The following is a 25,982-nucleotide window of genomic DNA, read 5'->3' on the forward strand; positions in this document are numbered from 1 at the left end:
CATGGCCGATCTGGCCGTGGAGCTCGGCGGCAACAGCCAGCTGAAGACGGCCGGCAAAGGCGACGGCAGGCGCTGGCCGGGGCGTCTGAGCCCGAGCGACCGCTGGATTTCTATCGGCGGCTTCCGCCGGAACAGCGCGTGCAGCACGCCCGCGGTCGCGCGAGAGATCGTCTCCCATCGCCGGACCTCGCCGCGCGAGAGGATCGGCCGTGCCTCGACGAGCTGCATGCCGGCGTGTGCGAGCGCCGAACGCCACTCCGCAACCGTCCAGTAGCGGAGGTGCGCGAGACGCCGATCGAGCGCCTCCAGGTAGCCGGCGCGCGACGTTCCCGGAAGGAGCGGACCCCGCAGACAGCGGTGGAAGCCGATCCCCGGCACAGTGGCGATGAGCGCGCCTCCCGGCTTGAGCACGCGCCCGACCTCGCGCAGCACGGCCTCCAGCCGCGGAATGTGCTCCATGACCGAGACGGAAACGACGAAATCAAACGCCGCGTCCGGCTCCGGAATGTGTTCGCCGGACGCGGTGTGCACCCTGTCGTACAAGCCTTCCTCCCGCGCCAGCGCCGTCTCCAACGGATCCACGTCGAGGCCGGTCAGCCGAAGGGAGCCCCACTGCTCGGTCAGCACGCGCGTGAGCCGCCCGTCGCCGCATCCCAGGTCCAGGCCACGGCCCGACGGAACGGGCCCGCGCGCCAACGCCGCGATCTCCGAGGCGCGCCAGACCGCCGTCGCGGGCTGGAAGGGATAGAGCTCGAGAAACCGCCGCAGCAGGTGCCGATCCATCAGGGCCGGGGCACTGCGCCGAGCGGCGTAGCGTCCGCCGCCCGCTGGTCGCGCGGCGTGCCGCTTCCGGTGTACGTCGTTCCGAGCAGCAGCGCCGAGAACGCGATCTGAACCGCCATGGCAATCAGCAGCAGCCCCAAGAGGGTGAGGCGCGTGAACAGCGGTGTCAGGATTCCGCGATCGTGGTAGAGCCAGTACGAAAGAACGAACGCGTCCGTCGTGAACCCGACCGCGAACAGGATGGCCGCAATGCGAACCGCGCGATCGAACGAATACCACCGGTGGGCCGATGCCATCATCCGCAGGTGCTTCACCCGCCCGGCCGGCATCGTCGCGCCGACCACGAGCCCGAGCGACACGGCCGACGTTCCGACGAGCGACAGCGTGACACCCAGGATCATGTAGTGAATGTCGAGGTTCGTGTCGCCCAGCTCAACCGGTCCGGTCAGCTGGCTGATGGCGAGCACCAGTCCGACCACCAGCATGACCAGCCCGGGCACCGTCAGGGTGTGGTCGGGGGCGTGCCAGAGCAGCAGGCGCAGATGCCGCCAGCCGTCGTGGAACGAGCGGAGATGGGGACGGCGGCCCCGGCGGTCCTTGTAGAAGTCGATCGGCACCTCCCTGATATTCACGCCGTGCACGGCGGCCTTGACGACCATCGAAGAAGAGATCGCGCTCGATGCAGCGCATGCCGCAGTTGCAGTCGGAGATGCGGGTGGCGAACAGGCGATTGAGAATCCACGTCAGGACGGGAGTGCCGAGGTACCGATGGAGCCGCGGCATCGCGCCCGGCTCGATGCGCCCCCTGAGGCGCGAGCCGATGACGAAGCGGGCGCCCGCTCTCGCTTCCGCAAAGAACCGCGGGAGCAGTGAGAAATCATAGGACTGGTCGGCATCCCCCATCAGGACGTACCGTCCGCGCGCGTGACGAAAACCCCACTGCAGCGCGGCGCCGTATCCGCGCGCGGGACACGACACGACGCGCGCGCCGGCCTGCCGCGCGAGTGCGACGCTTCCGTCGTCGCTTCCGTTGTCCGAGACGACCACCTCGCCCGAAATGCCGTGCTGCTGCATCGCCTCGATGGCGCGGCGCACGCAGGCGCCGATCGTCGCCGCCTCGTTCAGGCATGGAATGACAACGCTCAGTTCCAGGTCGGGTGCCGCCATAGTCTCCGGCCGTGTGGGCTCGTCAATGGACCAGGGCATGCCGGACGGCCAGCGCACCCGTCAGCGCGACGGCCAGCAGGATTCCGGTCCCAATCTCTACGTTTATCGGCCGTTCCCCTCTGGGGACGTTAGACATCCACAGCGGCCAGGGACGCGGCAGCCAGAACACCTGAAAACGCCGCATCCACTCGCGCGCGGGCCAGAAGAAGGCTGTGGGGCCCGTGAACTCCATGGGCTCTCCCGCGGTCCATCCCCCGAAGACCGCATACGTGAGCAGGTCCGGGTAGGGACCCGGCCTGAACGCATCCGCCTCCGGCGGCACGCCGTGCCTGATGGCCTCCAGGATCTCGCCCGGGCGGTTCAGCAGCGCGGATTCGCGGAAGTAGAACTGCGGATTTCCGTCCCAGAAAAAGGCCGGGAGGCCGCGTTCGTAGAAGAAGCGGTGGTGATCCACGCTGATGGCCATCACCTGCACGGCGAGGCCGGCGGCGACCAGCACCGGCAGGAGAACCCTGTCGGATCGTGCCCGCACCTGGAACATCGGCAGGCCGAGCGCGAGAAGCGGCAGGATGGGCACGAAGTAGCGCGGCCCCCAGCACCAGTCGCCCGCGAAGAACGAGAGCGATGACACCAGCGCGAGGTGCGCCAGCGACGCGGTCAGGGTGGCGAGCGCCAGCCGCCGCTCGCGCCGGAACAGCTCACGCACGCCGAACAGCGCGAGCAGCACGGGCGGGCTGTAGAGGAATATGGACTTGCCCGGGCTGAACAGCAGCGCGGTCAAGCCGACCAGGGGATCGCCGAGCACCGCGGGGTGATTGACCCCCTTCCCGCTGAAGAGCACGTGCTCGAACCGGACGTAGTTGATCCCGGCCCAGGCGAGCAGGCCGAGGCCGCCCACCCCCATGAAGACGACGTAGCGGATCAGCGCGCGCCGCTGCTGTCCGGCCGCCGGACGGGCCGCGGCGAACGTCGCGAGGCCGAGCGTCGGAAAGAAGATGGCGTAGGCTTCCTGGAAATTCACGAGCACGGCCAGCGCCAGTCCGCCTGCGGCCGCCAGCGGCACCGAGTCGCGGCGCGCTCCCAGGAACGCGAAAAAGCAGGCGGCGAGGACGAAAAAGCTGTGCTGCACCTGGTCGAACACCGACGTGGCGGCCGGAAACGCCAGCGTGGCGAAGGCCGCAACCATGGTCCAGAGGAACGCGGAACGTCGGGAGACTCCGAGCGTCAAATAGAACACGAACAACAGTGCCGCCGTCGCGGCGCCCAACGCGGGGGACGTGAGGGAGAAGAAGAACTGCTGCCGATCGATCGACGCTGCGCCCGAGGCGTCGCCGGCCCTGCCCGCCCCAACGAGCGGCAGCGAGACCACGGAGCCCGCCAGCCCGTATCCGACGTAGTAGCGCCCGCCGCGCCCCCTGGTCGCGCCGCCGCCCAGGTATCGGTCCCGGATCTGCGGCGAGCCGATGTCGAGAAGGTTCCGCGCGACCTCGAAGCGATATTGCCCGTCGATGATGTCGATGCGGCCCGGGGAGGCCAGCACGTAGACCGACGCGACGAGCAGAAAGATCCCGACGGCTGCGGCGGCGCTCCTGTTCACCACGCGCCGCTCAATCAGTACGCCTTCGCGAACCACGCGTCCGCCGGCGACGGCTTGCCGCACTTGACGCACCGGCGGTGACGGTTGGTCGATGCCAGCGGGATATTTCTGAGCGTCGCCTGCGTCTCGGATTTGATCAGCGCCTCGCAGTCCGCGCCGCCGCACCATCCGGCAATGACGAAGCCGGGACGCCCTTCCATCTGGCGCTTGAACTCCTCGTAGTCGTCGGCCTGCGACGTGTGCTCCTCGCGGAACTTCACCGCCCGGGCGAGCAGGGACTGCTGGATGTCGTCGAGCATCGCCGTGACGCGCTCGACCAGCCCCTCCATGGGGACCATCGACTTCTCGCGCGTGTCCCGCCGTGCGAGCACCACTTGCGATTTCTCGAGGTCCTTCGGCCCGATCTCCATCCTGAGGGGCGCGCCGCGCATTTCCCACTCCGCGAACTTCCATCCGGGCGTGTTCGCGTCGCTGTCGTCGAGCAGGACGCGCACGCCGGCGCGGGCGAGCGCCGCCTGCAGCGCCTTCGCGCGTGGCAGCACGGTCTCCCGCCAGTTTCCGCGCGGGATCGGCACGATCACCACCTGGTGCGGCGCGACGCGCGGGGGCAGGATCAGGCCGTGATCGTCGCCGTGCGTCATGATGATGCCGCCGATGAGGCGCGTGGACACGCCCCACGAGGTGGTCCAGGCGTGCTGCAGGACCTTGTCGCGCCCCTGGAACTGGATGTCGAACGCCTTCGCGAAGTTCTGCCCGAGATTGTGCGACGTCCCCGCCTGCAGCGCGCGGCCATCTCCCATCAGCGCTTCGATGGAGTAGGTGCGTGACGCCCCGGCGAACTTCTCGCTCTCGCTCTTCTGCCCGTCAATGACGGGCATCGCCAGCTCGGTCTCGCAGCACTCCTTGTAGAGGGCGAGGATCTTCAAGGTCTCTTCCTGCGCCTCTTCCGCCGTTTCGTGCGCGGTGTGCCCTTCCTGCCAGAGGAACTCGGTCGTCCGCAGGAACGGGCGCGTCACCTTCTCCCAGCGCACGACGTTGGACCACTGGTTGATGAGCACGGGCAGGTCGCGCCACGACTTGATCCACTTCGAGTAGAGCGTTCCGATGATCACCTCGGATGTGGGCCGCACCGCGAGCGGCTCGGCCAGCTCCTCGGCGCCGCCGCGGGTCACCCACGCGACCTGCGGCGCGAAGCCTTCCACGTGCTCGGCCTCGCGCATCAGGAGATTCTGCGGGATGAACAAGGGAAAGTACGCGTTCACGTGGCCGGTCGCCTTGAAGCGCTGGTCGAAGGCCTGCTGAATCAGCTCCCAGATCCGGAACCCGTACGGACGGATGGCCATGCAGCCCTTGACAGGCGTGTAGTCGGCAAGCTCGGCGCGCCGGACGACGTCCAGGTACCACTGCGAAAAATCCTGCGATTGGGGCGTGACCCCTTCGTCCTTATCAGCCATTCTGGTTGTTCTCGATGTCCTCGAAGATGTGTCGTTTCCAGTGTAGATCGTCGCGTGCCGGGAAATCCGTCCGGTAGTGCCCGCCGCGGCTTTCCTCGCGGCGGAGTGCCGCCCGCGCGATCAGGAGGGCGACGGTCAGCAGGTTGGCGACCTGCCACCCGGCGGCGTCCAGGCGGCCGCCGGAGGCACGGTGCGCGCGAAGGCTGTCCCACGCGGGCTCGAACTGCGAGAGCGCGGCGGCAATCCCCTCGCGGTCGCGAAACAACCCGACGCGCCGCCACATGACGTCCCGAATCGTCGCGACGTCGAGCGATGGCCGCCATGGCGCGCCCGCGCCCTCGCCGGGGCACGCGGGCGGCGCCGCGGCGCCCGCCGGCCATGCCGCATCCGGGGCCGTCGGTCCCACGCGCATCGCTTCTCCGGCGCGGCCGCCGAAGACGAGTCCCTCGAGAAGCGAGTTGCTCGCGAGACGGTTCGCGCCGTGCACCGCCGTGCACGCCACTTCACCGGCGGCGTAGAGATCGCGCACGGTCGTGCGCCCCGACGTGTCGGTCCAGACACCTCCCATCATGTAATGCGCCGCCGGGCCGATGGGAATACGATCCCGCGCGAGGTCCAGCCCCGCCTGCCGGCAGGCCGCCGCGATCTCGGGAAACCGGTCGTGCACGAATCGCGGCTCGAGGTGCTGCAACGTGAGGTAGATCGGCCGCCCGGTGCGCTCCGATTCGCGCGCGATGGCGCGCGCCACGCGATCGCGCGGCGCGAGGTCGCCCAGCGGGTCCACGCGCTGCATGAACGCGTCCCCCGCCTCATTCACGATCCGCGCCCCTTCGCCGCGCAGCGCCTCGGAGAGCAGGAACCGGGGCGTGTCCGGCACGTTCAGCGCCGTGGGGTGGAACTGGACGAATTCGAGGTCCCCGACGCGGGCGCCCGCGCGGTACGCGATCGCGACACCGTCGCCGCTCGCCACGGACGGGTTCGTCGTCTCACGATAGACCTGGCCGGCGCCGCCCGTGGCGAGCAGCGTCGCGCGGGCGCGCGCGATCCCTTCCCGCCCGTCCGGCAGCATGAACCGCATGCCGGCGCACCGCCCATGCTCGACGATCGCCTCGACGGCGAGCGCGTGCTGGAGCACGCGCGGCGCGGCGGTAATTCCAGCCCTGCGCCACAGCGTGCGGCCGATCTCGCGCCCCGTCGCGTCGCGCGCATGGAGCACGCGCCGCACCGAGTGCGCCCCCTCGCGCGCGAGCGCCGGACGTCCGCCGCTGTCCCGGTCGAAGGCGGCCCCCCAGTCGATCAGCTCGCGCACGTAGCGCACCCCCTCGGACACGAGGAGCCGGACGGCGGGCTCGTCGCACAGCCCGTCGCCGGCGGCGAGCGTGTCGGCCACGTGCAGGTCGATGCTGTCGTCGGCCCCGAATGCCGCGGCGATGCCTCCCTGGGCGTAGCCCGTGCTCCCCTCGCGCGGGTCGGCCTTGGTCAGCACGACAATCTCGCCCGCGTCGCCCAGCGCGACGATCGCGCGAAGCGCGGCGATCCCGCTGCCAACGATGAGGAAGTCGGTTTCGATCTTCAAACGGTGTACTATCCTATGAACCTCGTCATGGAAACAACTCTGCTCACTGTCAGGGCCGGCGCGCGCTCGTACGAGGTCCAGATCGCGCACGGCGTGGCGCAGCGGCTCGACGACGTGTTCGATGCGGCGGGACTGCCCACGCGGCGGTTCGTCATCTCGTCCCCGCAGGTCTGGCGGCTTCACGGCGAGCGCGTGTTGAGCGGCCTGACCGCCGAGGAACCGATCCTGGTGCCCGACGGCGAGCGGTACAAGAACCTCCAGACGGTGGGACGCGCCTACGAGGCGCTGATTCGAGCGGAGGCGGACCGCGGGAGCGCCATTGTCGCGGTCGGCGGCGGTGTCATCGGCGACATGGCCGGGTTCGTCGCCGCGACGTACCTGCGAGGCATCGCGCTCGCGCACGTCCCCTCCACGCTGCTGGGACAGGTCGACAGCTGCATTGGAGGCAAGGTCGGCGTCAATCACCCGCTCGGCAAGAATCTCATCGGCGCGTTTCACGCGCCCGCGGCGGTTGCGATCGACCCCTCGCTGCTCGCCACGCTGCCGCGGCGGGAGTTTCGCGCCGGCCTGTACGAGGTCGTGAAGTACGGCGCCATCGCCGACGCGGAGCTGTTCGCGCGGCTGGAGCAGGACCTCGCGTCGCTGTTCTCGCGTGATCCGGTCGCGCTTCTGCCGGTCATCGCGGCCTCGTGCCGGATCAAGGCGGCCATCGTCGAGACCGACGAGCGCGAGCACGACGTCCGCCGGTTGTTGAATTTCGGGCACACGGCGGGACACGCCATCGAAGCGGTCACGAAGTACCGCCGCTTCCGCCACGGCGAAGCCATCGCCTGCGGCATGCTCGCCGCGGCGGCGCTCGGCGTCGCGCGCGGCGTCACCGAACGCGAGGCCTTCGAGCGGCTGCAGAAGGTGATCGTGCAGATGGGCCCGCTTCCCCCGGTCGCCGACCTGGCGGCCGGCCAGGTGCTCGACGCGATCCGGCACGACAAGAAGGTGGTGAATCGCCGCCTGAAGTTCGTGGCGATCACCTCGATCGGCAGCGCCATTGTCCTCGACGATGTGATGGAAGACGAGCTGCGCGCGTCACTGCTCGGGATCGGCCTGCGCTGACGCCCGGATCGCCAGCACGCACGCGCGGCTGAAGCGCTGCACGATCACCAGCGGCGCGCGATCTGCCGCGCGGCAGGCGGCGGCGTCGAGCAGGACGACTCGCGTCACGCGATACTCCCGCGCCAGCTCGAGGAAACGCGCCGAGTCTCCGCCGCCGAGCGCGGCGAACATGCGCTCCTGGGCGATCGCGCGGCGGGCGACGTCCACGTATGGATTCGACAGCATCGGGTCGAGCGCGACGACCCTGCGCCCCGCCGCGGCCACGACGTTCTGCGAGGCCTCGTTGACCGACAGGACCACCGTATCGGGCGGCGTGGTACGGCGCAGGTACTCGCCGACGAGCGGCGCGTCGGGCGACCGCCGGAGCGCGATCGCCCGACCCCAGGAGTCCGGGCGATCCACGTAGCCGGGGTACGCGAGGGCCACGGCGGCGACCGAGGCCGCCGCCAGCAGCAGCGGCGCGCGCGTGCCGGCCGCCCTGACGCACAGCCACCAGCATGCCGCGCCGGCGAAGACGGTCACGGCGGCCATCGTGTACCGCCAGAAATGAAATGTGGCCACCACCGGCGGCAGCGATGGCAGCAGATCGCGCGTGAGCCCGTACGCCATCAGGAGCGCCGCGGACCACAGCCAGGCGCGGACCGCGCGCTCCCCGACCAGGAACCAGCCGCCCGCAGCCAGCGCGAAGATCACGAGGTTCGGGACCAGCAGCTCGGGAACGCGCGCGAAGCTCGCCGGCAGCCACGGTTCGCTCGTCATCGGCACGGCGTTGAGGACCTGAAACCGGTAGTGAACGACGATCGAGTACAGGAGCGGGCTCGCCATCGCGATCGCGACGCCGCCCGCGATCGACACCGTCCGCGCGCTGAACAGCCGGACGGCAACCGCGCCGAGCACGAGTGCCGGGGTGGTGTTCGCCAGCAGCAGCAGGCCGGCCGCGGCCCCCAGCACGGCTGCACGGCCGGCGGTCTCCCGCTCGCGCACCCAGAGCGCGAGCCGCACCGCGAGAAAGAACAGGCCTTGCGCGAACGTGGCCGCGAACAGCCAGGGCGAATAGCTGGCCTGGTGCAGCGCCGAATCGTATCGGGAGTTGAAGAACAGGAAGATGATCAGCGCGCACAGCGCGGCGCCGCCCCCGCTGACGCGTCGCACCAGCGCGTAGAAGGCGACCGGGCCCAGCAGGTTCACCCACGGGCCCGCCTGCACGTGGAAGGTCTCGGGCATCACCGCGACCCCGGTGAGCCGGCCCAGGAATATCCCGAGCGCCGTCAGCCAGGGCACCAGCGGGTTGTACCAGAGCCACTCGCCTGCATACGACGGATCGGCGAGAGGGTGGCCGTCCAGCGCGGATTGCGCCTGCGCGAGGTCGCGGAAGTGGTCGGCGGCGTGAGGCCACCGCAGGCCGTCGACGGTCTGGAACGCGGTGACGAGCGCGAGTGCGCACGCCAGGGCCGCCAGGGCATCGAACAGCCGGTTGCTGCGGCCCGGCAGCCCATCCCATGCGGCCGCCCGCGCGCTACTCGTCGTCGGCCGCCGCCCCTCCCGCCCGCGCCACATCCTGCTGGCGGACCCTGTCCACGTTGAACTTCCCCGCCTGCCTCAACGTCCGCTCGATCACGTCGTCAAAATCGAACGCTGTGGATTTCGAGAAGCGGATGGGATTGATGCGCGCCACGACGAACGGCTTGAGATAGGGGCTGGTCAGCCCCCTGGCCTTCAGCCGCTCGACGATATCCGCGACTGCGTCGTCGACCTGGAGGATCTTCTTCGCGCGGCGCTCGCGTTCCCTCAGCGCGCGCGACATCGGTTGGTCCAGGAAGCCATCGATGCGCCGCAGCAGGGGATGGTACGCGCCGCCGCTGAGGCGCCCGCGCTCCTCGTATGCCGGCCCCAGCGTGAGGAAAGCCGCCTGCTCGAACTCGAACTCGAACTCGCGCTCGGGCCGATCGCTCTCCTCCGCCAGCGCGCGCGCCATGCGGATCGTCTCGAGCGACTTCTCGCGCAGATTGTGCGCCTTCTCGGTGTTGAGCGCGAGGATCTTGAATGCGACCTCCGCGTCCGGGACGAGCAGCGCGACGATGCTCCTGCCACCGAGCTTTCGCAAGGCCTGGAGGCGGTGGTTGCCGTTCGGCGTCCAGTACGCATCGTTGTAGCGGATGGCGATAATCGGATCGAGGAATCTCCCGAGCTTCTCGAACACGGCCATGAGGCGCTTGACGTGCGCGTCCGACGGATCGCGTTGATACGGCGTGGGCTCGACGCGATCGATCGGAAGCGCGACGATCAGGACGTCGGTTCCGCCGAACGGCTCGCGGTAGCGGGCGAGGATGGCGCCGCCGTCCCCTTCGACCTGCCGCGCGAGCCGGTCCGTCGCGCCGGCGCTGACGATCGCCGTCTCGGTCGCGGTGAGGCCGACGGTATTCGCGGCCGGCTTCTTCCGCCGGCCGGCGCCGCGTGTCTTGGCCATGGCTGCCTATTCGATGCGGTGTTCCTTCAGTTTCCCGAGAAACGTCTTGTAGCTCACCTGCAGGAGCTCGGCGGCGCGCGGCTTGTTGTTGCCGCTCTCGCGGAGCGCCTCGACGATCTTGCGCCGTTCGACTTCAGCGGTGGCGCGTCGCACGGCGTCGGTCATCGAGCCGGAGAGATCGATCTGGTCCCAGGGATCCGCCGCGTGCTCCTCCTGCGTCGCGGCGAAGGACAGATTGAGGTGGCGCGGCTGCAGCGTGTCGCCGTCGGCGAGGATGACCGCCCGCTCGATGCAGTTCTGCAGCTCGCGGACGTTGCCCGGCCAGGCGTACTGCTGCAGCGACTCGAGCGCCGCCGGCGAAACGGCCATCGGCTTCTTCTTCAACTCCCGGCAGAAGCGATCGACGAAGTGCCGCGTGAGCAGCGCGATGTCATTCCTGCGGTCGCGCAGCGGGGGGATCTGGATCGGAAACACCGAGAGCCGGAAGTAGAGATCTTCGCGAAAGCGGCGCGCCGCCACCGCGGCCTTCAGGTCGCGATTGGTCGCCGCCACCAGCCGCACGTCCACCTGGATCGACGAGGTGCCGCCGAGCCGCTCGAAACGCCTCTCTTCGAGCGCGCGCAGGATCTTGGCCTGCAACGCGAGCGGGAGATCCCCGATTTCGTCGAGGAAAAGCGTACCGCGGTGCGCCATCTCGAACTTGCCCGGCTTCCGCGCCACGGCCCCGGTGAACGCCCCCTTTTCGTGCCCGAACAGCTCGGACTCCAGCAGCGTTTCCGGGATCGCCGCGCAGTTGATGGCGACAAACGGGTCGCCCGAGCGCGGGCTGAACGCGTGCAGCGTGCGGGCGAAAAGCTCCTTCCCCGTGCCGCTCTCCCCTTCAATCAGCACCGTCGTGTCGGTCGCGGCGGCCCGCTGCAGCGACGCCAGCACGCGGCGCAGCGACGGATCCTCGCCGACGATGTGCGGCGCGCCGCGACGGATCGCCAGCTCCTCCTTCATGAGGAGGTTCTCCGTCACGAGCCGCCGCTGTTCGAGCGCACGAGACACCATGAGCAGCAGGTGGTCGGGATCGACGGGCTTCGCCAGAAAATCCAGCGCCCCCTCCCGCATCGCCGCAACCGCATCCTCGATGCTGCCGTACGCGGTCATCACGATGACGGGGATGTCGTGATCGATCTCCTTCGCGGCGCGCAGGACGCCAAAGCCGTCGCCGGTGGGCAGCCGGAGGTCTGACAGCACGATCGCCGGGCGCGAATCGCTCAACAGGCGCACCGCCTCGGGCTCGTCCCGCGCCTCCAGCACGCCGTGGCCGGCGCGCTCGAGCGCAAGCCGCAGCATCGTGCGCAGCGAGTCCTTGTCTTCGACGATGAGGATCTGAGCGGGGACGGCGTTCACCGGATCCAGCCGGGCGGCACGCCGGCCTGGCGGGCTTCTTCTTCGATGTCGGCGATCTGCTGTTTGAGCTGTGAGACGAGCTGCGTGGTGCGCTCCATCTCGGCCAGCGCCTTCTGCCGGTCGGTGGCAATGACCGCGCGCTGGGCCGGGTCGTCGCGGTTCACGAAATCGGTGGTGAGCGCATTGAGGCGGCTCTGAAGCGCCTCGAGAAACATCTCGTTTCGCCGGAGCTCGGCCTTCGCGCCTTCCATGCGGCCGCGCCAGTACTCCTCGGTTTCCCGGGGATCTTTGGCCTCGGGCTGCTCGGCCGCTTTGGCTTTCTCCGCCTCGGTGGCCGCCAGGCCGCCGGGCCCCGCCGTCTGGCTCGCCGGCGCAGCAGGCGCGGGAGGCGTGGGCGGGCGAATCCCGCCGGGACCGAGGTCGCGGTTCGTGTACGTCTTCCCGGCGGTCTTGGTCGTCGTCTTCCGGCGCTGCTGCTCTTTCTTCGCCACTTCTCCGAGCGACTGCGCCGACACGCCGGCCACACCAAAGGCCAGCGCGGCGAGCGCCACGGTGAGAAGACGTCCCCAGGCTCCCATGGTTGTGATTATTTTAGCAGAGCGTCGATCCGGGCGCGAATCTGCGGCGCTTCTGGCGCTTCTGGCGCCAGCTCCAGCGTCTTGCGATACTCCGCCAGCGCATCGTCCTTCCGGCCGAGCTTGTCGTGGCTGATCGCGAGCGACATGTGAAATGTCGGCTCCTGCGGGTCGAGCTCGATCGCCCGCTGGAACTGCTGCGCGGCCCCCGCCTCGTCACCCTTCTTGCGCAGCGCGAGGCCGAGATTGAAGGCCACGGCGTAGTCGTCGGGGTACAGGCGCTGCGCCCGCTGGTAGCTGGCGACCGATTCGTCCCAACGCTCCAGCAGTCCCAGCACGCGGCCCAGGTTGAAGTGATAGGCCCAGCGGTCCCCGTTCAAGGCAATCGCCCGCTGGAACGCGCCGGCCGCCTCGTCATGCTGATTGAGCCGGACGAGGACCTGCCCGAGGTTGCTCCACGACTCGGCGTCGCGCGGATTCCGCTGCACGGCTTCACGGTACAGCGCCACGGCGCGCTCGTATTCACCGGCGGCATAGGCGGTGCCGCCCGCGTAGCGCGAGTCGAGGAAGGGCAGCTCGCCGGGTTTGCCGGCGCTCCGCGGTGCCGGCGCCGTCGCCACCGGGGCTGCTGAAGCGGCGGCTGGCGCCGGGACCGGCGCGGCCTGCACAGAGACGTCAACGGTGTTGGATGCCTGCCGCCACAGGGCGAAAGCGGTCACGAGCGCGACGACCGCGAGCGCGCCGACCGCAAACGGCGCCGCGCGGTTCACGTCGAACCGCGGCGTGGCGGAAACCGCCTCGGCGCCCGTCAGCCTTTCGCGGCAGCGCGGGCACCGCTCGCGCCCGGCGCGGATCTTCGCGCCGCAGTGCTGGCAGATGACAACGGCGTTCATCTATCGAATCTCCCGCCACGACAGGAGGCGGATGCCAACCTGGCCGACGCCGTTGTTGAAGTCCTCCGGGTCGCCAAACATTTCGATCTGGAAGCCGGTCGATCCCGCCGTGCCGAAGTAGAGGTGCTGGTCGACGATGAACGGCGCCGTCGCTCGCCCGGGCGTCTGCTTGATCCTCGGGCTCTCTCCGGCATCGAGCCGGTCGTTGCCGCTCGTGTCGTAGGCCGCGCCGCCGAGATAGGTGAACGCGTACAGGTTCCCGGTGAAGTCGCTGCACGCATTCGAAGCGCTTTCGGTCGTGGAGGTGAAGAACACGATGTCACCCGCGACCGACGGCGCGGTGGACGCGCGCTCGCCGTTGGCAATCCCCCCCACGTCGGTGACCGCCGCGAGGCTGTATGTGAACTTCTCGGTTGCACCGGCGCCCGTAGGGGCGTTGTCTTTCAAGGCGTACAGCTTGAACGTGCCGACGCCGTACGGAGACGTCGTGGGAAGCAGGTCGCTCCCGGTCGCGAAGAACATGTACACGTCCGCGCTGCCGATGAACAACAATGCCGACGATCCGAAGATCGGCTGCGCGGTCGCCTTCATGAGCGATGCAGAGACGCTGCCGCTCACACCGAAATCGAACCGCCAATAATTGCCGTCGAGATCGCCCAGGTATGCCTTCTTCACGATCGGCACCCCGTTGTCGCCTGCGGCGCTGGGGTCCGCCTGCAGCGCGTTCTTGATGCCGGGAGAGACCGCGTCGCCCACGTCAAAGCACCCGGTGCCCGAGCACGAGCCGCCCGTGGGGTTTCCGAGCAGCGTCCCGTCCTCGACCTTCAGCAGGTAGAAGGTCCTGCCCGCGGCCGGCGCGGTCGCGCCGCCGCGCTGCAAGCTCGTGGACGTTTCCACGGCCGGGAAGTATCCAGACCCCACCATCACGACGTTGGTGGTCCGGTCCTGGTTGAGCGGACCGACGGCCGGGTCCGACCACGTGAAGCCCACCGTCTTTTCCGCGAAGGTCGCGCTCGACTTCAGGTCACCGTAGAACTTCGCCTGGCCTCCCGGGGTGACATCGCTGACCGGAATGGTGGCGGTAATGGCCGGGTCGAAGCTGTTGTAGTTGGGGAACGCCCAGAGGAACTGGATGCTCTCGTTCGGCGTGTCGAACGTCTGCAGAAGCGTCTGCACGTCGGTGAGACTGCCCTGTTCGGGTGCCACTCCCATGCCCGCCTCGGTGACGTCGAAGGCCTGGTAGAACGTGCCTCCCGGCCCCTCGCCCATGATGAGCAGGCTGCGCCACCTGTGGCCTTCGGCCGTGTTCATCTTCACTTCGGCGATCTTCGGCGAGCTGTCCACGAAATACTCGAACTCCTCCACGGGCTGCCCGTCGGCCAGCGCCTTCAGTTTCGGCAGCAGGTTGTACGGGATGAATGCCCACAGCTCGTACCCGGTACGCGCGTCGATCGCGTGGATCATGCCGTCGTTGGCGCCGACGAAAATGAGCGCGCGACGATTCTTGTGCGTCGCCGCGAAGGTCAGGGTCGAGTCGTCAGGCCGGCCGTAGTCGCTGTCGGGCGGTGGATCGAGAGATGGGGGATCCATCAGGGCCGGCGTGGATCCGATAACTGCCCCGAGCGGCAGCGCCCGGTACCAGGAAATGAAGTCGGTCGCGCTCGTCGAGGCCGGCAGCGCGAGGTGCGGCGACAGCGTCGTGACGTTCGCCGTGGTAAAGGCGACAACCGTCGCGCCTCCCGCGCCGTTCGGAATGGCCGTGTAGATGTTCCGCGTCGCCGAATCCGCCGGCGTGCGCGCGATCCCCGCCAGCGATGGCCGCGAATCGAGGTCGGGCCACAGCCGCGTGCCGGCCGAGTCGAACCGCCAGCCGGACACCTTCGTCGTATCCCGCACGGGCCTGTACGTGCGGAACGCCCGGATCTTCCCGTCGAAACCGGGCAGCGAGAATCCCGCGGAGATCAACACGTTGCTCCGCTGCGGCACGATGGCTTCGGTTGGGATGTCGTTCTTGCGAATCTCGGTGTTGGTCAGCGCCGTTCCGCTCGCGTCGGCCGCGTTCTTCAGGTTGACGGTGCCGATGATCGGGCTGACGCCGGTGAACTCGCTCGCCGCGCCCGTGTCGAAGTCTGCCGCCCGCGAGAACCCGGCCTGGACGGCGAGGTTCACGGCCCGCGCGACGCCGTCTGCGTCGGTCACGTTGAAGTACTGGCCGCCGCTGTTGGTGGCCACGGTGCGCAGGTCGGTCTCTTCAGCGGCGGCCGGCTTCACGGCCACCACGTAAATCGGGACCGGCCTGGTCACGCCGCCACCCGAGACGCTCCGGAAGCTTGAGGCCGTGGCGGAGATGTCGTGCGAGGACAGATAAGAAGAGTTTCCGGAATCCTTCCCGCCGGTGACCAGCACCACGATCGTGTTGCGGCAGGAGCGAGTCGCGGCGGCGTCGGCGGCCATCGCGTCCTGCGCCATCTTCTTCGCGTCGTCGAGCGCGTGCGTCAGCGGGCGATCGGTGTAGCCCTGCCCGCCGCGGCTGGCCGGAATGAGGCCGGTGCTGTCGAGCAGCGGCTTGGAGACCATCGTGACAACCGACGACCCCGAGCCCGCCGCCGGGCTGACGACCGCCGCGCCACCGCCCTGGAGCGTCTCGATCGCGTAGTTCGCGAGGCCGTTGGTGGGGATGCCGGGCGAGTACAGGCCGTACTTTCCGGTGCCACCGCCGGAGCAGGGCGCCACGTCGGTGGCGGCGCCAAGGACGGCATGGCCTGAGAGGTTCACGGGCTTGTCGCAGTTGGGCGTGACGCGCCAGAACGGTCTGTCCTGCCGAAGCTTGACCAGGCCCCACCTGACGATGCCGTCGTTGCCGGCAACCGCGCTGGCAATCCCCCTCTTGGCGATCTCGAAGCGCGTCACGTCCCAGAACGTGCTGTACTCAGCGGACGTGTTGGACACCGCGATGATATCGGTCGCGATGTACTTCTTGTTGTCATCCTGGACGCCGTCCCAGTCGAGGCCGACGAACTTCCGCCGGTAGGTCGCGGCCAGCGCGTCCACGCCGAGGGCGGAGGCCACCGCCGGATCGTCCGCCACGGAGAACGTATTGGTGTCGTAGTGCCGGCCCTGGCCGTCCTCCAGCATCTTGCGCGAGGTGTCCATGACGATGATGACGGTCGGCGGCACGCGCTTGACGAACAACAGCGGGTCGAGCTGCGCGCCGGCAGGCTGCGCCGCCGCCGCGACGAGCGCGCCCGCGAGCAGGGCCCGGCCGTGCGTGAATCGTGTTCCCCGGTTCGTCATCACTGCCTCACCATCGTTCCGGATGCGGTGTTCATGCGCGATCGCGTGAGCGCCCGCCCCGGCATCTGTACCGCGGCCTTGCGGGCGCGCTGGTTCAACTCCTCCTGACCGCGCTGGGCGATCTGGCCGCGCTCGATTTCCGTGCCCACCGTGCGCGCCACCGTCACCTCGACGATCTTCCGTGTCCCGCCGCCGCCGTACGCCTCGGCGTGGATCGTGAGAACGCCGTTGGTGTCCTCCAGCGGGTTGCCGTCAGACTCCGACGGGTCGTCGGCAATCCACACCGCCACGAAGACGTCGCTGTCCACGGTGGCGGTCGGCAGCACGCCCTCCATCGGCCCCCACGCGTACAGGCGCCAGGTCGGGTTGTTGGTGGACCAGAGGTTCAGCGTGTTGGTCTCGTTCTGGAGCTGTGCGCTCACCGAATCGGTGCCGCAGCACAGCGTGACTGTGCCGCCGGCCGGCAGCGAGAGGGCGGCGGTGGCGCTGCCCGTCACGAAGCTCGAGGCGAAACCGGACACCGCTGGCACGCCTGCCGTGCCACCCGAGAGGATGTCGTTCCAGCGGGGCACCATCAGCACGTCCTGCATCGCGCGTTCAATCGCGGCGTCGGCGGCGTACAGGGCTTCGCTCGAACGGCGGTAGTTGGCCGTGATCATCCCTTCCGTGCTCGAGACGAGCAGCGCCGCCATCCCGAGCGCCGTCAGCAGCATCGTCGCGAGGAGCGCCGTGATCAGCGCGGCGCCGCGCTCGTTGTCCGGCCCGCCGAAAGTGAATGCGCGCGTCATTTATCGCCCCAGGTTGAGATTGCGCGGCGTGACGTCGAACTTGACCTCGTAGTCCGGAATCCAGCCGCCGGGCCCCGCGCCCGCGCCCGCTCTCCTGAAGAACGTCCCCGCGGGTCCGCGCATCGAGGAATCGCTGGCCTGCACGCGAAGCAGCACGGACACCTTGCGGACGCGGAACAGGTCCGGGTCGAACTGGTTCGTGCCCGTGCCGCACCATGCGGGAGCGCCGTCGGTCAGGATGCTGCTCGACAGGCGCACGAGCGAGCCGGTGGTGGCCGCGAGCGTCGCCAGCCGCGGCACTCCCGCAGACATGACGCAGTTGGTCCCCGTTGAAGGACTCGGCACCGGCGCCTTCGGCGGATTGGGATCCCCCCAGTACTCGAACTTGAGATCGACCACGTTGTCGAGGACCGGCACGTCGGTGTCGACGCCGTCGTAGTGCATCAGCCGATTCGCCGCCGCATCGTGGTAGTAGGTGTGGTACTGCGCCTCTGTCACGGCGGAATTGTTCCCGTAGACCTGCGACAGGGTCTGGCCGCGGTGCTGCAGCATCAGCGAGTCTTCCTGCACCCGCGTGATGACGAACGTATCGAACCCCCCGGTGGAGGGATCGAAGACCAGCACGGACTCCCCTTCCGTAAAGCCGCACAGCGGATCCGGCGGCGAGGCAACGGGACAACCCACCTGTGGATTGACCTTGAGTTCCGACGAGGTGAGCGGCATGTCGGTGCGGATGGTCGTCTGCGACGCGGTGTTCGGCACGTAGACGATCGTCAGCGTGTTGTCCTTGTACACCGTGGAGGCGTCCGGGCTGATCTTGCCGAGCCTGCGCGGCAGGATCGGCGCAAAGTAGGTGGCCAGGCTGCCCGTGGCACTCCCCTGGTAGGGACCGGCGCCGGCCATCACCAGGTCGCGATACAGCATCTCGGCGCCGATGCGCGCCCGCTGCTGCATGTCGGCCGCCTCGGGCTGAATGCGCGAGGTTCCCTGCGCCGGATTCACCAGCGAGAAAATGGAACCGGTGACGGCCACCATGATCGCCGTCGAGATCAGCATCTCGACAAGCGTGTATCCCGCCTCCCAACGTCGTGCGCGCGACACCTTCCTCATGACGACTTCCTCGTCTTGATCGACACGAGCCAGGCGTCGCCCGGCAGCTTCCACCGCTTGTTCGTGTCGGCGCCGCGGCGCGCTTCCCGGTCCTTGGTGGTGACAAACACCTGGAGGATCAGCGTGTTGTTCGGGTTGGTGGGCAGCGGCTCGATCGACCAGCGCCGGATGTACACGGTGTTGACCGGCGGCGTCGTGCCGGTCCCGAGGTACGCGCCGTTGCCGTCGAGGAAATCGACGAACCCGGCCGTGTTCTTCTCCATGACGTCGGCGGGAGATGGGTTCAGCCCGGTGCCCGTCGCGTCCGGCGGATCCTTCGCCAGGCTCGTCGTCGTGTCCGATGCCGGCAACCCGAGCCCCTCGGTGTCGAATCCCCACGTGAGACCCCGGAGCTGCTCCAGCTTCTGCTCGGCGAGCGCGGTGGCGGACGTCTCCGGCTTCCCCTGCCGCGTCTCGGTGCCCGCGAGAATGAACATCTGCGCGACGCCCAGCGACACGGTCATCAGGATGCCGGTCGAGATCAGCACCTCGACGAGGCTGAAGCCGGTTTCACGGGATCTGGATCTTGCCGAGTCCATTGACGGTGATCCTCTTCGTATTGCTGCCCCTGGTCAGCGTGATGGTGATGGGCGTCGCAATCGCGGCGCGCACACCGCCGCTGTCGACTTTGAACGCGCGGCCGTCGGACCAGAACTCCACGGCGCTGACGCCGGTTTCCGGCGTCACCGTCACTCCCTCGTACAACCGCCGGACCGGGCCATCCTGCAGCTTGGTCACGGGGTTCTGGTTCGAGGCGTCGTACGGGTACAGCGACTCGTCGCAGCGCGAGACGTTGACGTCGCGCGAATCCACCGCGGTCGTCGTGCCGAAGACCTGCACCATCCGGTACTGGCCCGTCACGGGACAGTTCGGACGCACGCGCATCTTGCGATTCGTGGCGACGGCTTTGAGCCGTGCATCCTGCAACTGCCGCTCCAGCTCGCGCGTCGACGAGCCGAGCCGCATTCCATCGACGGTGTCTCGCCACAGTGGCGTCGCCACGGCGGCAATCACGCCAATAACTGCCACGACGGCCAGGATCTCGACGAGTGAAAAACCGCGATCATCACGCATGACGGATGTCTTTCTGGGCAGGAGCTGAGCAATGCCACTGCCACGGCCGAATCGCGTCGAGGCCAGAAGCCTAAAGACCCAAGAACAAAAGAGTTGGCGCCCAGGCCGCCGTGCGGGTTTTGGCGAGTCCGGCAGGGGCCGTGTGCGATTTTGTTACCTTAGGTAACAGCAGTGGAAGCGCCCGGCGCGGCCAGCGGCAAGGCGACGTGAAAGGCGGCGCCGCCGGCCTCGCTCCGCCCCGCGGTGATACGGCCGTTGTGCGTGACGATGATCTTCTGAACGAGGGCGAGGCCGAGGCCGGTCCCGCGGCTGCGGCCCGTGACAAACGGCTGGAACACCCGATCGCCAAGGGCCGGATCGATTCCCGGGCCGTTGTCCGACACGACGAGGCGCAGAACGCCGGCCTGAGCGTCGACCGACGAGTGGATCGCGATGCGCGGCGTGCGGTCCGCCTCGGCGCACGCCTCGAGCGCATTCCGGCACAGGTTGCTGAACGCCTGCCGCAGGAGCACTTCGTCGCCGAGGACGTCCGCGAATGCGCCGGCCGCGCGGACCGCTCCCCCGCGCGAGGCCACTTCGCCCCGCACGTCCTCGGCGGCGCGCTCCGCGATCGTCCGCATGTCGACGGGTCCGAGCGTGAGCTGCGCCGGCTTGGCGAAGTTCAGGAAGTTCGTCACGACCTCCCGCAGCGAATCGGTTTCCGCGCGCAGGCCGCCGACATAGGGCTTGAACTCCGCGGGCATCCTCTCGGGATCGAGCAGCCGGGCGTAGCCGTGGATCGTCGCCAGGCCGTTGCGGAACTCGTGGGCGAGCCCGGCGGTCAGCTCGCCGAGCCGGGCGAGGCTGTCTTTCAGCCGCAGCTGTTCCTCGAGTTCCACGACGGCGCTCAGATCGCTGAACAGGCAGACCGCGCCCTGGACGGGGCCGTGGCCTTCCCGCATGGGAGAGACGGTGACGCCCAGGTGTGTCGTGCCGCCGCGTCCGACGCGAATCGCGCGACGCACGATCGGATGCGCGCTCGTCATGCACTCCTCGATCACGCCGGCCAGAGGTGCGGCCCCCGCCAGGACGTCGCGATAGTGCCCCGTCCAATCCGCATCCGGCATTCCGAGCAGCCGGCGACCGGCCGGGTTCAGGGTTTCGACCCTTCCCTCCTCGCCGACCACCAGCAGCCCGGACGTCAGGTTCGCGATGATCTGCCCGCTGAGACGCTCGGAGGCTTCGGCGCGCAGCGACATCGCGCGCTCCTGCTGCCGGAGCTTGTTGACGGCCTCCTCGACGGCGGCGGCCATGAAGACGGTCTCGCCCCCCTGTTCCTTCGCGCCGCGCCTCAAGTTGCGGGCGGCCGACACGAACTGCATCAGGGCGAACGCGATGACGCCCGCCAGCACGCCGACGATCGCGGTCAGTCCGAGCAGCAGGTAGCCGGCGCGGGTCATAGGTAGAACGAAAGATACCAGTTCATGAGGTCCTCACCCCAGAGCGCCGCCACGAACGCCGCGAGCGCGAGGAACGTCCCGTACGGGATGGCGCTCGTCCAGGTGGTCCGCCGCGTGGCGAGCAGCAGGGCGGCGGCAAGGCCGCCGACGAGCGACGACAGCACGAAGGTGACCACCACGAGCTGCCAGCCGAGGAACGCGCCCACCATCGCCAGCATCTTCACGTCGCCGAATCCCATCGCCTCGACGCCGCGCAGCCGCGACCACCCTTCGCCGATGACCCACAGCACGCCGCCGCCGGCGGCGACGCCGATCAGCGAATCGCGGATGCCCGGCGGCAGGAACAGCGCGAAGAGCACGCCGGCCGCGATGCCGGGCAGCGTGATCGCATTGGGCAGCAACTGGTGCTCGAGATCGATCGCGAACAGCGCGATGAGGGCGGCCACCAACAGCAGCCGGGGGATCAGCAGGAAGTCCTCGCCGAACCGCCAATAGCACAGCAGGAACGCGGCCATCGTCACGAATTCGACGATCGGGTAGCGGGCCGGGATCGGCTTCCGGCAGGCGCGGCACCGGCCGCGGAGCAGCAGCCACCCGGCGACCGGGATGTTGTCGTACCAACGGATGGCCGCGCCGCACTGCGGGCACCGGGAGCCGGGCCACACGAGCGACTCGCGCCGCGGCAACCGGTAGATGACGACGTTCAGGAAACTGCCGACGGCGAGGCCGAGGAGCGTGACGAGCGCTCCGGCCGGTGGCGGCCTCACCGGCCAACCCCCACGCGCACGCGCTCGCCGGTCGGCATCGGCCAGAGCCGTGATTCGGGCGAGACCGTGATGGCGCCCCACCAGGGATTCAGCTCGTACGGCACGCCCGTGGGATCCAGCGGGGCATCCCGGAAAACGCCGGCGCGCACCAGCCGCTCCCACGTGAGCGGGTCTTCAGGTTCCGCCGCGGCAAAGGCCGCCACGCGCGACTGCAGCCAGTCGATCTGGTCCATCGCGGTGAGCTGCGCCAGCCGCCGCTGCGCCTCTCCCCTCAGCCAGCCTTCGTCGGCGCTCGCGGCGATCTGCTGCCACAGGAATCGAGAAGACGCGCGGTCCCCTCCCTGCGCCAGCATCGTCGCGGCGAGCTGTCCGAGCCAGGGGGGCGCGCCGGAAATCCGCCCCGCGCGCTGGAACCAGGAGGCTGCCTGGCCGAAGTCACCGAGTTCCCAGTAGTAGACGAAGCCGATGTCCTGCATGTACTCCCACTTCTCCGGCGAGTGCCGCAGGCCCTTCCTGAGCAGACCGATCGCCTGATCGGGCCGGCCTGGTCCGCCCGGGTACGGCTCGGCGAGGAAGATGGCGCCGAAGCGATACGCCACCGTGAAGTCCGGGTCGAGCGTCGTCGTCAGGTCGAGGAGCGGGTACAGCAGTTCGTACTTCTTGTCGCGGGACCGCGAGAGGCGATCGCCGCCGAAGTGCTGGAGCGTGCGAATCCAGTAGATATCGGCCGCGAGCGCGTCAAATGACAGCGCGAGTCGTTTTGCGGTCTCGCCCGACTCGAGATAGAGGAAGCGATCGGCCACCTCCGTCCGCGGGAACGCGCGGTCGCGCGCCGCCTGCAGGGCCACCGTCGCGGTCACGAGGAGGGCCAGGAGGACGGCGACGGCAAAAGCGCGGATGCGCGGGGCCATCATCTATTTGAAATCGCGCCTCGAGAAAATGAACATCGCGGCGAGCAGGAGCGCGGCGATGTAGAGGAGCCCGTAGCCGGACGAGATCAACAGGTAGCGCAGCGGGACGTCGTGGCCGTGCACGACCTCCGCCTTGATGTCGAAGCTCGCGAGGTTTGGCAGCACGTAGTAGAGGCCATTGCCGATCATGGCGGCGGCCGGCGACTTGATGATCGACCCGAGGTTCTTCAGGTCGGCGGCGAAGTGCCCCGCGACGTAGAGGCCGAAGGTCATGGCGGCCGAAACGATGGGCGTGGAGAAGGTCGAGAAGAACAGCGCGATGGCGGTCACGAGCATCAGCTCGACAAACACCAGCGCCACCGCCCGGAGGAGCCGCGGGTCCACGGCCGGCGCCTCCCATCCTGCCTTCAGGAGGGGCTCGGTCGTCCACGCCATGACGGCGAGCACGGCGTACCAGACGACCACCATGATCGCGACGTTCACGAGCAGCGTCAGCACGAGGCCTGCGTACTTTCCCGCGACGAGCGCCTCGCGGCGCACCGGCTTGGCGATGAGCGCGTAGACGCTGCGGCGCTCCACTTCCTTGGACACGAGGCCGATGCCGATGAAGACGGCGATGAAGAGCCCGAACAGCGCGATCGCCGCGAGCCCGAGGTCCTTGATGATCTTGACGTCCTGGCCCGCGGTCAGCTGGCCGATCAGGTACGACGCGCCGATGATGAGGAGCGCGAAGAAGACCAGGTTGTAGAGCACGCGGTCGCGCACCGACTCGCGGTAGACGTTCAGCGCGATATGGCCGATGGCGGTCACCGCGGCGGCTCCACCGCGCGGCCGGGGGCCGGCGCGGCCGCTTCGACGTGCCGCACGAACACGTCCTCGAGCGTGTCGCGCAACGGCGTCAGCGAGATGATGGAGGCGCCGAGCGCCGTCAGCTCCGGCAGCACGCGCTCCGGCCGGGCGTCGGCCGGGAGCACCACCGCGAGGCGTCCCTCCGAGATCTCGGTCATCTGCGGGAATCGTGCTGCGAGGGTCCCCCGCGCGGACGAAGGCACGTGCGCCAGGACGACCTCCCAGCCGCGGACGTGGAACTCCAGCATGTCGGCGACCGAGCCGCACGCGCGCAGCCGGCCGCCCGCGACGATCGCCACGCGCGTGCAGAGCGTCTCGGCGTCCGAGAGTATGTGCGAGCTGAAAAACAGCGTGCGCCCCTCGGCGCGCAGCCGCAGCATCAGCTCGCGCACCTCGCGGCGGCCGAGCGGGTCGAGGCCCGACATCGGCTCGTCGAGGAACACGACTTCGGGATCGTTGATGAGCGCCTGCGCGATGCCGACCCGTTGCACCATGCCCTTCGAGAACGTGCGGAGCTGGAGCCGCCGCTCCGCGCCGATGCCGACCTCGTCCAGCCGGCGCGCGACGCGGCGGGCGCGCTCCGCGCCGGAGTAGCCGAAGAGGCCCGCAAAATACGCGAGGAGCTCCTCGGCGGTGAGATGGTCGTAGAAGTACGGGTTCTCCGGCAGGTAGCCGATGCGCCGGCGGACCGGGATGTCGCCCGCGGGGCGCCCGAGGATCTCCGCGGTGCCCGACGTGGGGAACACCAGCTGCATCAGCAGCTTGAGCGTCGTCGTCTTGCCGGCGCCGTTCGGGCCGAGAAAGCCGAAGATCTCGCCCGAGCGCACCTCGAGCGACAGCGCGTCCAGCGCGCGATAGGGGCGCGGACGCCAGAAGCCAACCGGGTAGTCCTTGGTGAGCGCCTCGGTCCTGATGGCGGGCATTCAGCGGTTCCCGACGCTACTCCTTGACGCCGGCGCGCTTGAGCTCCAGCGCGATCGCCTCATCGAAGTACTGCGCCGGCAGCGACCCGGCGATCATGCGACCGTTGATGACGAAGGTCGGCGTCGAGCGGATGTTGATCGCGCCACCGGCGGCGATGTCCGCCTTCACGGCCTCGATCGTCTTCTGATATTGCGCGTCGAAATCGGTGACGCCGCCCACGCTCGCCGCCGCCTGCTTCACGGCCTGAGGCGTGAGCCCCGCCTGGTTCGCGTACAACCACTCGGCCATCGCGGCCTCCTTGCCGTTGCGCGCCGCGAGCCTCGCGGCCACCGCGGCCTCGCACGCCGCCTGGTGGACGCCGTTGGGCGTGTTGAAGTTGCACTCGGGATCGAGCGGGTAGTCTTTCGTGACGAGCCGCACCGCCCCCGGGTGAGTCGCCGCGTACTTCGCGAGGACCGGCTTGTACTCGCGGTGGCTCTGGCCGCAGGCCGGGCACTGGTAGTCGTTGAACTTCACGACGAGAACCTTCGCCCCGTCCATCGGGACGCCGGGGTCCGCGATCTTCTGCGAGAAATACCAGCGCTCGAACTCCGTCTGCGCTCCGGCCTGCTTCTGCGCGTTGGCGATCGTCGGCGCCTGCTCCACCGAGGGCTCCCTCGGGAAAAACGCGATGGCCGTGGCGGCTCCCCCGGCAAAGACGATGGCGATGACGAGGGCGACGGGCGAGGTCAGGAGGCGCCGGAAATCGCGCACCAGGCGGTTCGGAAGAGTGGTCATCGGAAAATCCATGAGGCTGCCCGACAGGATGAACAACCCTGCGACGGCAATGTAGGTGGCGACGCACAGCACGCAGACGACCTTCAGCACGAAGAAGGCGGCGTACCCGAGGTACAGCACCATCGCGAGCGCGAGGGTGGAGAGCACGAACAGATATCCGGGGGCGCTGTCGCGGGCGTCACCACGCCCGCCTTCCGCCACCCACGCCAGCAGCGCGGCAAGCGCGAACCAGAGGAACCCGAGCAGCGCCACCGGCACGCCCCCGATGGACCCGTACTGGCTCAGGTACGACTCCGTGCAGCTCACCGTCGCGTTCACGTCGCAGAAGCTCGTGTAACCGCGGTCCTGCAGCAGACGGTAGTGCACGTACGTGGATGTACCGGACGCGAGGAGGCCAACGGCGGCAAACGCCAGCAGCCAGCGACGGGCGGTGAAATGCATGGGAGCGACCTGGGCGCTATTTTTCCGCAACTCACCGTTCATCGCAACTCCGTCCCCCCCGGCGGCGCTCCAGACAGCGGCACGGTGCTGCCGAAGCTCTCGGTGTGCTCGTATACTACGCGGCTGCTGTTGGTCGCGAAATAGCGCCGGCCCGTGTTTCCCGGCCGGACCGGTTCGGCCGTTACGGCATACCCAGTCACCGTATCGGCACCATTGCACCCTTTCACGGGCGGCTCGCCTGTCTCAGCGTCGAACGCGATCCGGTATCCGCTCTTCACCACGATCTCGCCGGAGGTGAGATCCGGACTGAGGAAGGCGCTGCCGGTCGCCGGCAGCGGCTCGGCGAGCGCGGGCAGGCTCGCGGCGTATCGCCCTTTTCCGCAGACCTCCTTGTAGAGCGCCTGCGCATCGGTGATCGCCTCGAGCGACGCAATCGTGGACGCTTCGTTGGCGGACATGCGGGCGTTCAGCAGCCACGGCACCGCGATCGCGAACAGGATCGCCACCACCCCGACGACGATGACGAGCTCGATGAGCGTGAAACCGCGC

General features: G+C 68.9%; 24 protein-coding genes. 1 reads left to right on the top strand and 23 read right to left on the bottom strand.

Annotation, left to right across the window (positions count from 1 at the left end):
* The 6 genes from HYU53_06260 to nadB all read right to left on the bottom strand — a co-directional run.
* Positions 1–783: methyltransferase domain-containing protein (locus HYU53_06260; GenBank protein MBI2220794.1), on the bottom strand; the 783-nt coding region annotated here is incomplete at its 3' end.
* On the bottom strand, positions 783–1,268 hold the full coding sequence (locus HYU53_06265) for a hypothetical protein (protein ID MBI2220795.1): 486 nt from the start codon (positions 1,266–1,268) through the stop codon (positions 783–785). The genes HYU53_06260 and HYU53_06265, both read right to left, overlap by 1 nt.
* Entirely contained in the window at positions 1,216–1,950 is a 735-nt protein-coding gene (locus HYU53_06270; protein ID MBI2220796.1) for a glycosyltransferase family 2 protein, read from the bottom strand. The genes HYU53_06265 and HYU53_06270 overlap by 53 nt, the downstream gene beginning before the upstream one ends.
* A gap of 22 nt (positions 1,951–1,972) precedes the next feature.
* Entirely contained in the window at positions 1,973–3,550 is a 1,578-nt protein-coding gene (locus HYU53_06275; GenBank protein MBI2220797.1) for a hypothetical protein, read from the bottom strand.
* Positions 3,551–3,561: 11 nt separating this feature from the next.
* Entirely contained in the window at positions 3,562–5,001 is a 1,440-nt protein-coding gene (locus HYU53_06280; protein MBI2220798.1) for a proline--tRNA ligase, read from the bottom strand.
* Positions 4,994–6,571 carry an L-aspartate oxidase gene (nadB, locus tag HYU53_06285; protein MBI2220799.1) on the bottom strand — a complete coding sequence of 526 codons (1,578 nt, stop codon included), beginning with the start codon at positions 6,569–6,571 and terminating at the stop codon, positions 4,994–4,996. Before nadB ends, HYU53_06280 begins: the two co-directional genes overlap by 8 nt.
* Before the next feature lie 33 nt (positions 6,572–6,604).
* Here nadB and aroB point away from each other — a divergent pair, with 33 nt between their 5' ends.
* On the top strand, positions 6,605–7,687 hold the full coding sequence (gene aroB / locus HYU53_06290; protein ID MBI2220800.1) for a 3-dehydroquinate synthase: 1,083 nt from the start codon (positions 6,605–6,607) through the stop codon (positions 7,685–7,687).
* On the opposite strand, the gene HYU53_06295 is transcribed toward aroB, so the two are convergent.
* From HYU53_06295 to HYU53_06375, 17 genes are all read right to left on the bottom strand, one after another.
* A complete protein-coding gene (locus HYU53_06295) occupies positions 7,661–9,244 on the bottom strand; it encodes a hypothetical protein (protein ID MBI2220801.1) in 1,584 nt (527 codons plus the stop codon). The two genes, aroB and HYU53_06295, sit on opposite strands and share 27 nt — an antisense overlap.
* The gene (locus tag HYU53_06300) at positions 9,204–10,154 is read right to left on the bottom strand and encodes a ParB N-terminal domain-containing protein (protein ID MBI2220802.1); all 951 of its coding nucleotides are present in this window, start codon (positions 10,152–10,154) and stop codon (positions 9,204–9,206) included. The genes HYU53_06295 and HYU53_06300 overlap by 41 nt, the downstream gene beginning before the upstream one ends.
* 6 nt (positions 10,155–10,160) lie before the next feature.
* Positions 10,161–11,495: a sigma-54-dependent Fis family transcriptional regulator gene (locus HYU53_06305; GenBank protein ID MBI2220803.1), complete on the bottom strand. Its 1,335-nt coding sequence runs from the start codon at positions 11,493–11,495 to the stop codon at positions 10,161–10,163.
* Positions 11,496–11,548: 53 nt separating this feature from the next.
* Complete coding sequence (locus HYU53_06310; GenBank protein MBI2220804.1) at positions 11,549–12,130, bottom strand: hypothetical protein; 582 nt, start codon at positions 12,128–12,130, stop codon at positions 11,549–11,551.
* 8 nt (positions 12,131–12,138) lie between these two features.
* Positions 12,139–13,020 (bottom strand): tetratricopeptide repeat protein, encoded by an 882-nt coding sequence (locus tag HYU53_06315; GenBank protein ID MBI2220805.1) that lies wholly within the window; start codon positions 13,018–13,020, stop codon positions 12,139–12,141.
* Positions 13,021–16,314: a hypothetical protein gene (locus HYU53_06320; protein MBI2220806.1), complete on the bottom strand. Its 3,294-nt coding sequence runs from the start codon at positions 16,312–16,314 to the stop codon at positions 13,021–13,023.
* Complete coding sequence (locus HYU53_06325; protein ID MBI2220807.1) at positions 16,314–17,102, bottom strand: hypothetical protein; 789 nt, start codon at positions 17,100–17,102, stop codon at positions 16,314–16,316. Before HYU53_06325 ends, HYU53_06320 begins: the two co-directional genes overlap by 1 nt.
* Complete coding sequence (locus HYU53_06330) at positions 17,103–18,212, bottom strand: hypothetical protein (protein MBI2220808.1); 1,110 nt, start codon at positions 18,210–18,212, stop codon at positions 17,103–17,105.
* Complete coding sequence (locus HYU53_06335; protein ID MBI2220809.1) at positions 18,209–18,790, bottom strand: prepilin-type N-terminal cleavage/methylation domain-containing protein; 582 nt, start codon at positions 18,788–18,790, stop codon at positions 18,209–18,211. The genes HYU53_06330 and HYU53_06335 overlap by 4 nt, the downstream gene beginning before the upstream one ends.
* A complete protein-coding gene (locus HYU53_06340; GenBank protein ID MBI2220810.1) occupies positions 18,762–19,325 on the bottom strand; it encodes a GspH/FimT family pseudopilin in 564 nt (187 codons plus the stop codon). Before HYU53_06340 ends, HYU53_06335 begins: the two co-directional genes overlap by 29 nt.
* A gap of 158 nt (positions 19,326–19,483) precedes the next feature.
* Positions 19,484–20,764: a PAS domain-containing protein gene (locus HYU53_06345; GenBank protein ID MBI2220811.1), complete on the bottom strand. Its 1,281-nt coding sequence runs from the start codon at positions 20,762–20,764 to the stop codon at positions 19,484–19,486.
* Positions 20,761–21,531 (bottom strand): prepilin peptidase, encoded by a 771-nt coding sequence (locus HYU53_06350; protein ID MBI2220812.1) that lies wholly within the window; start codon positions 21,529–21,531, stop codon positions 20,761–20,763. Before HYU53_06350 ends, HYU53_06345 begins: the two co-directional genes overlap by 4 nt.
* Entirely contained in the window at positions 21,528–22,445 is a 918-nt protein-coding gene (locus HYU53_06355) for a hypothetical protein (protein MBI2220813.1), read from the bottom strand. The genes HYU53_06350 and HYU53_06355 overlap by 4 nt, the downstream gene beginning before the upstream one ends.
* The gene (locus HYU53_06360; protein ID MBI2220814.1) at positions 22,446–23,252 is read right to left on the bottom strand and encodes an ABC transporter permease; all 807 of its coding nucleotides are present in this window, start codon (positions 23,250–23,252) and stop codon (positions 22,446–22,448) included.
* On the bottom strand, positions 23,249–24,214 hold the full coding sequence (locus tag HYU53_06365) for an ABC transporter ATP-binding protein (GenBank protein MBI2220815.1): 966 nt from the start codon (positions 24,212–24,214) through the stop codon (positions 23,249–23,251). Before HYU53_06365 ends, HYU53_06360 begins: the two co-directional genes overlap by 4 nt.
* A 16-nt stretch (positions 24,215–24,230) precedes the next feature.
* Complete coding sequence (locus tag HYU53_06370; protein MBI2220816.1) at positions 24,231–25,433, bottom strand: thioredoxin domain-containing protein; 1,203 nt, start codon at positions 25,431–25,433, stop codon at positions 24,231–24,233.
* A gap of 38 nt (positions 25,434–25,471) precedes the next feature.
* Positions 25,472–25,982 (bottom strand): type II secretion system protein (locus HYU53_06375; protein MBI2220817.1); only part of this gene is annotated, 511 nt, incomplete at its 5' end.

The organism is Acidobacteriota bacterium, assembly GCA_016184105.1.
In the GTDB taxonomy this organism is placed as follows: Bacteria; Acidobacteriota; Vicinamibacteria; order Vicinamibacterales; family 2-12-FULL-66-21; genus JACPDI01.

Excerpts from the sequence above, each read along its gene's own strand:
- HYU53_06295 (MBI2220801.1), bottom strand. The coding sequence starts at position 9,244 with ATGTGGCGCGGGCGGGAGGGGCGGCGGCCGACGACGAGTAGCGCGCGG.
- HYU53_06265 (MBI2220795.1), bottom strand. The coding sequence starts at position 1,268 with ATGCTGGTGGTCGGACTGGTGCTCGCCATCAGCCAGCTGACCGGACCG.
- HYU53_06345 (MBI2220811.1), bottom strand. The coding sequence starts at position 20,764 with ATGACCCGCGCCGGCTACCTGCTGCTCGGACTGACCGCGATCGTCGGC.
- HYU53_06305 (MBI2220803.1), bottom strand. The coding sequence starts at position 11,495 with ATGCTGCGGCTTGCGCTCGAGCGCGCCGGCCACGGCGTGCTGGAGGCG.
- HYU53_06300 (MBI2220802.1), bottom strand. The coding sequence starts at position 10,154 with ATGGCCAAGACACGCGGCGCCGGCCGGCGGAAGAAGCCGGCCGCGAAT.
- HYU53_06340 (MBI2220810.1), bottom strand. The coding sequence starts at position 19,325 with ATGCGTGATGATCGCGGTTTTTCACTCGTCGAGATCCTGGCCGTCGTG.
- HYU53_06280 (MBI2220798.1), bottom strand. The coding sequence starts at position 5,001 with ATGGCTGATAAGGACGAAGGGGTCACGCCCCAATCGCAGGATTTTTCG.
- HYU53_06365 (MBI2220815.1), bottom strand. The coding sequence starts at position 24,214 with ATGCCCGCCATCAGGACCGAGGCGCTCACCAAGGACTACCCGGTTGGC.
- HYU53_06335 (MBI2220809.1), bottom strand. The coding sequence starts at position 18,790 with ATGGACTCGGCAAGATCCAGATCCCGTGAAACCGGCTTCAGCCTCGTC.
- HYU53_06355 (MBI2220813.1), bottom strand. The coding sequence starts at position 22,445 with ATGATGGCCCCGCGCATCCGCGCTTTTGCCGTCGCCGTCCTCCTGGCC.
- HYU53_06370 (MBI2220816.1), bottom strand. The coding sequence starts at position 25,433 with ATGCATTTCACCGCCCGTCGCTGGCTGCTGGCGTTTGCCGCCGTTGGC.
- HYU53_06310 (MBI2220804.1), bottom strand. The coding sequence starts at position 12,130 with ATGGGAGCCTGGGGACGTCTTCTCACCGTGGCGCTCGCCGCGCTGGCC.
- HYU53_06330 (MBI2220808.1), bottom strand. The coding sequence starts at position 18,212 with ATGAGGAAGGTGTCGCGCGCACGACGTTGGGAGGCGGGATACACGCTT.
- aroB (MBI2220800.1), top strand. The coding sequence starts at position 6,605 with ATGGAAACAACTCTGCTCACTGTCAGGGCCGGCGCGCGCTCGTACGAG.
- HYU53_06325 (MBI2220807.1), bottom strand. The coding sequence starts at position 17,102 with ATGACGCGCGCATTCACTTTCGGCGGGCCGGACAACGAGCGCGGCGCC.
- HYU53_06270 (MBI2220796.1), bottom strand. The coding sequence starts at position 1,950 with ATGGCGGCACCCGACCTGGAACTGAGCGTTGTCATTCCATGCCTGAAC.
- HYU53_06320 (MBI2220806.1), bottom strand. The coding sequence starts at position 16,314 with ATGACGAACCGGGGAACACGATTCACGCACGGCCGGGCCCTGCTCGCG.
- HYU53_06315 (MBI2220805.1), bottom strand. The coding sequence starts at position 13,020 with ATGAACGCCGTTGTCATCTGCCAGCACTGCGGCGCGAAGATCCGCGCC.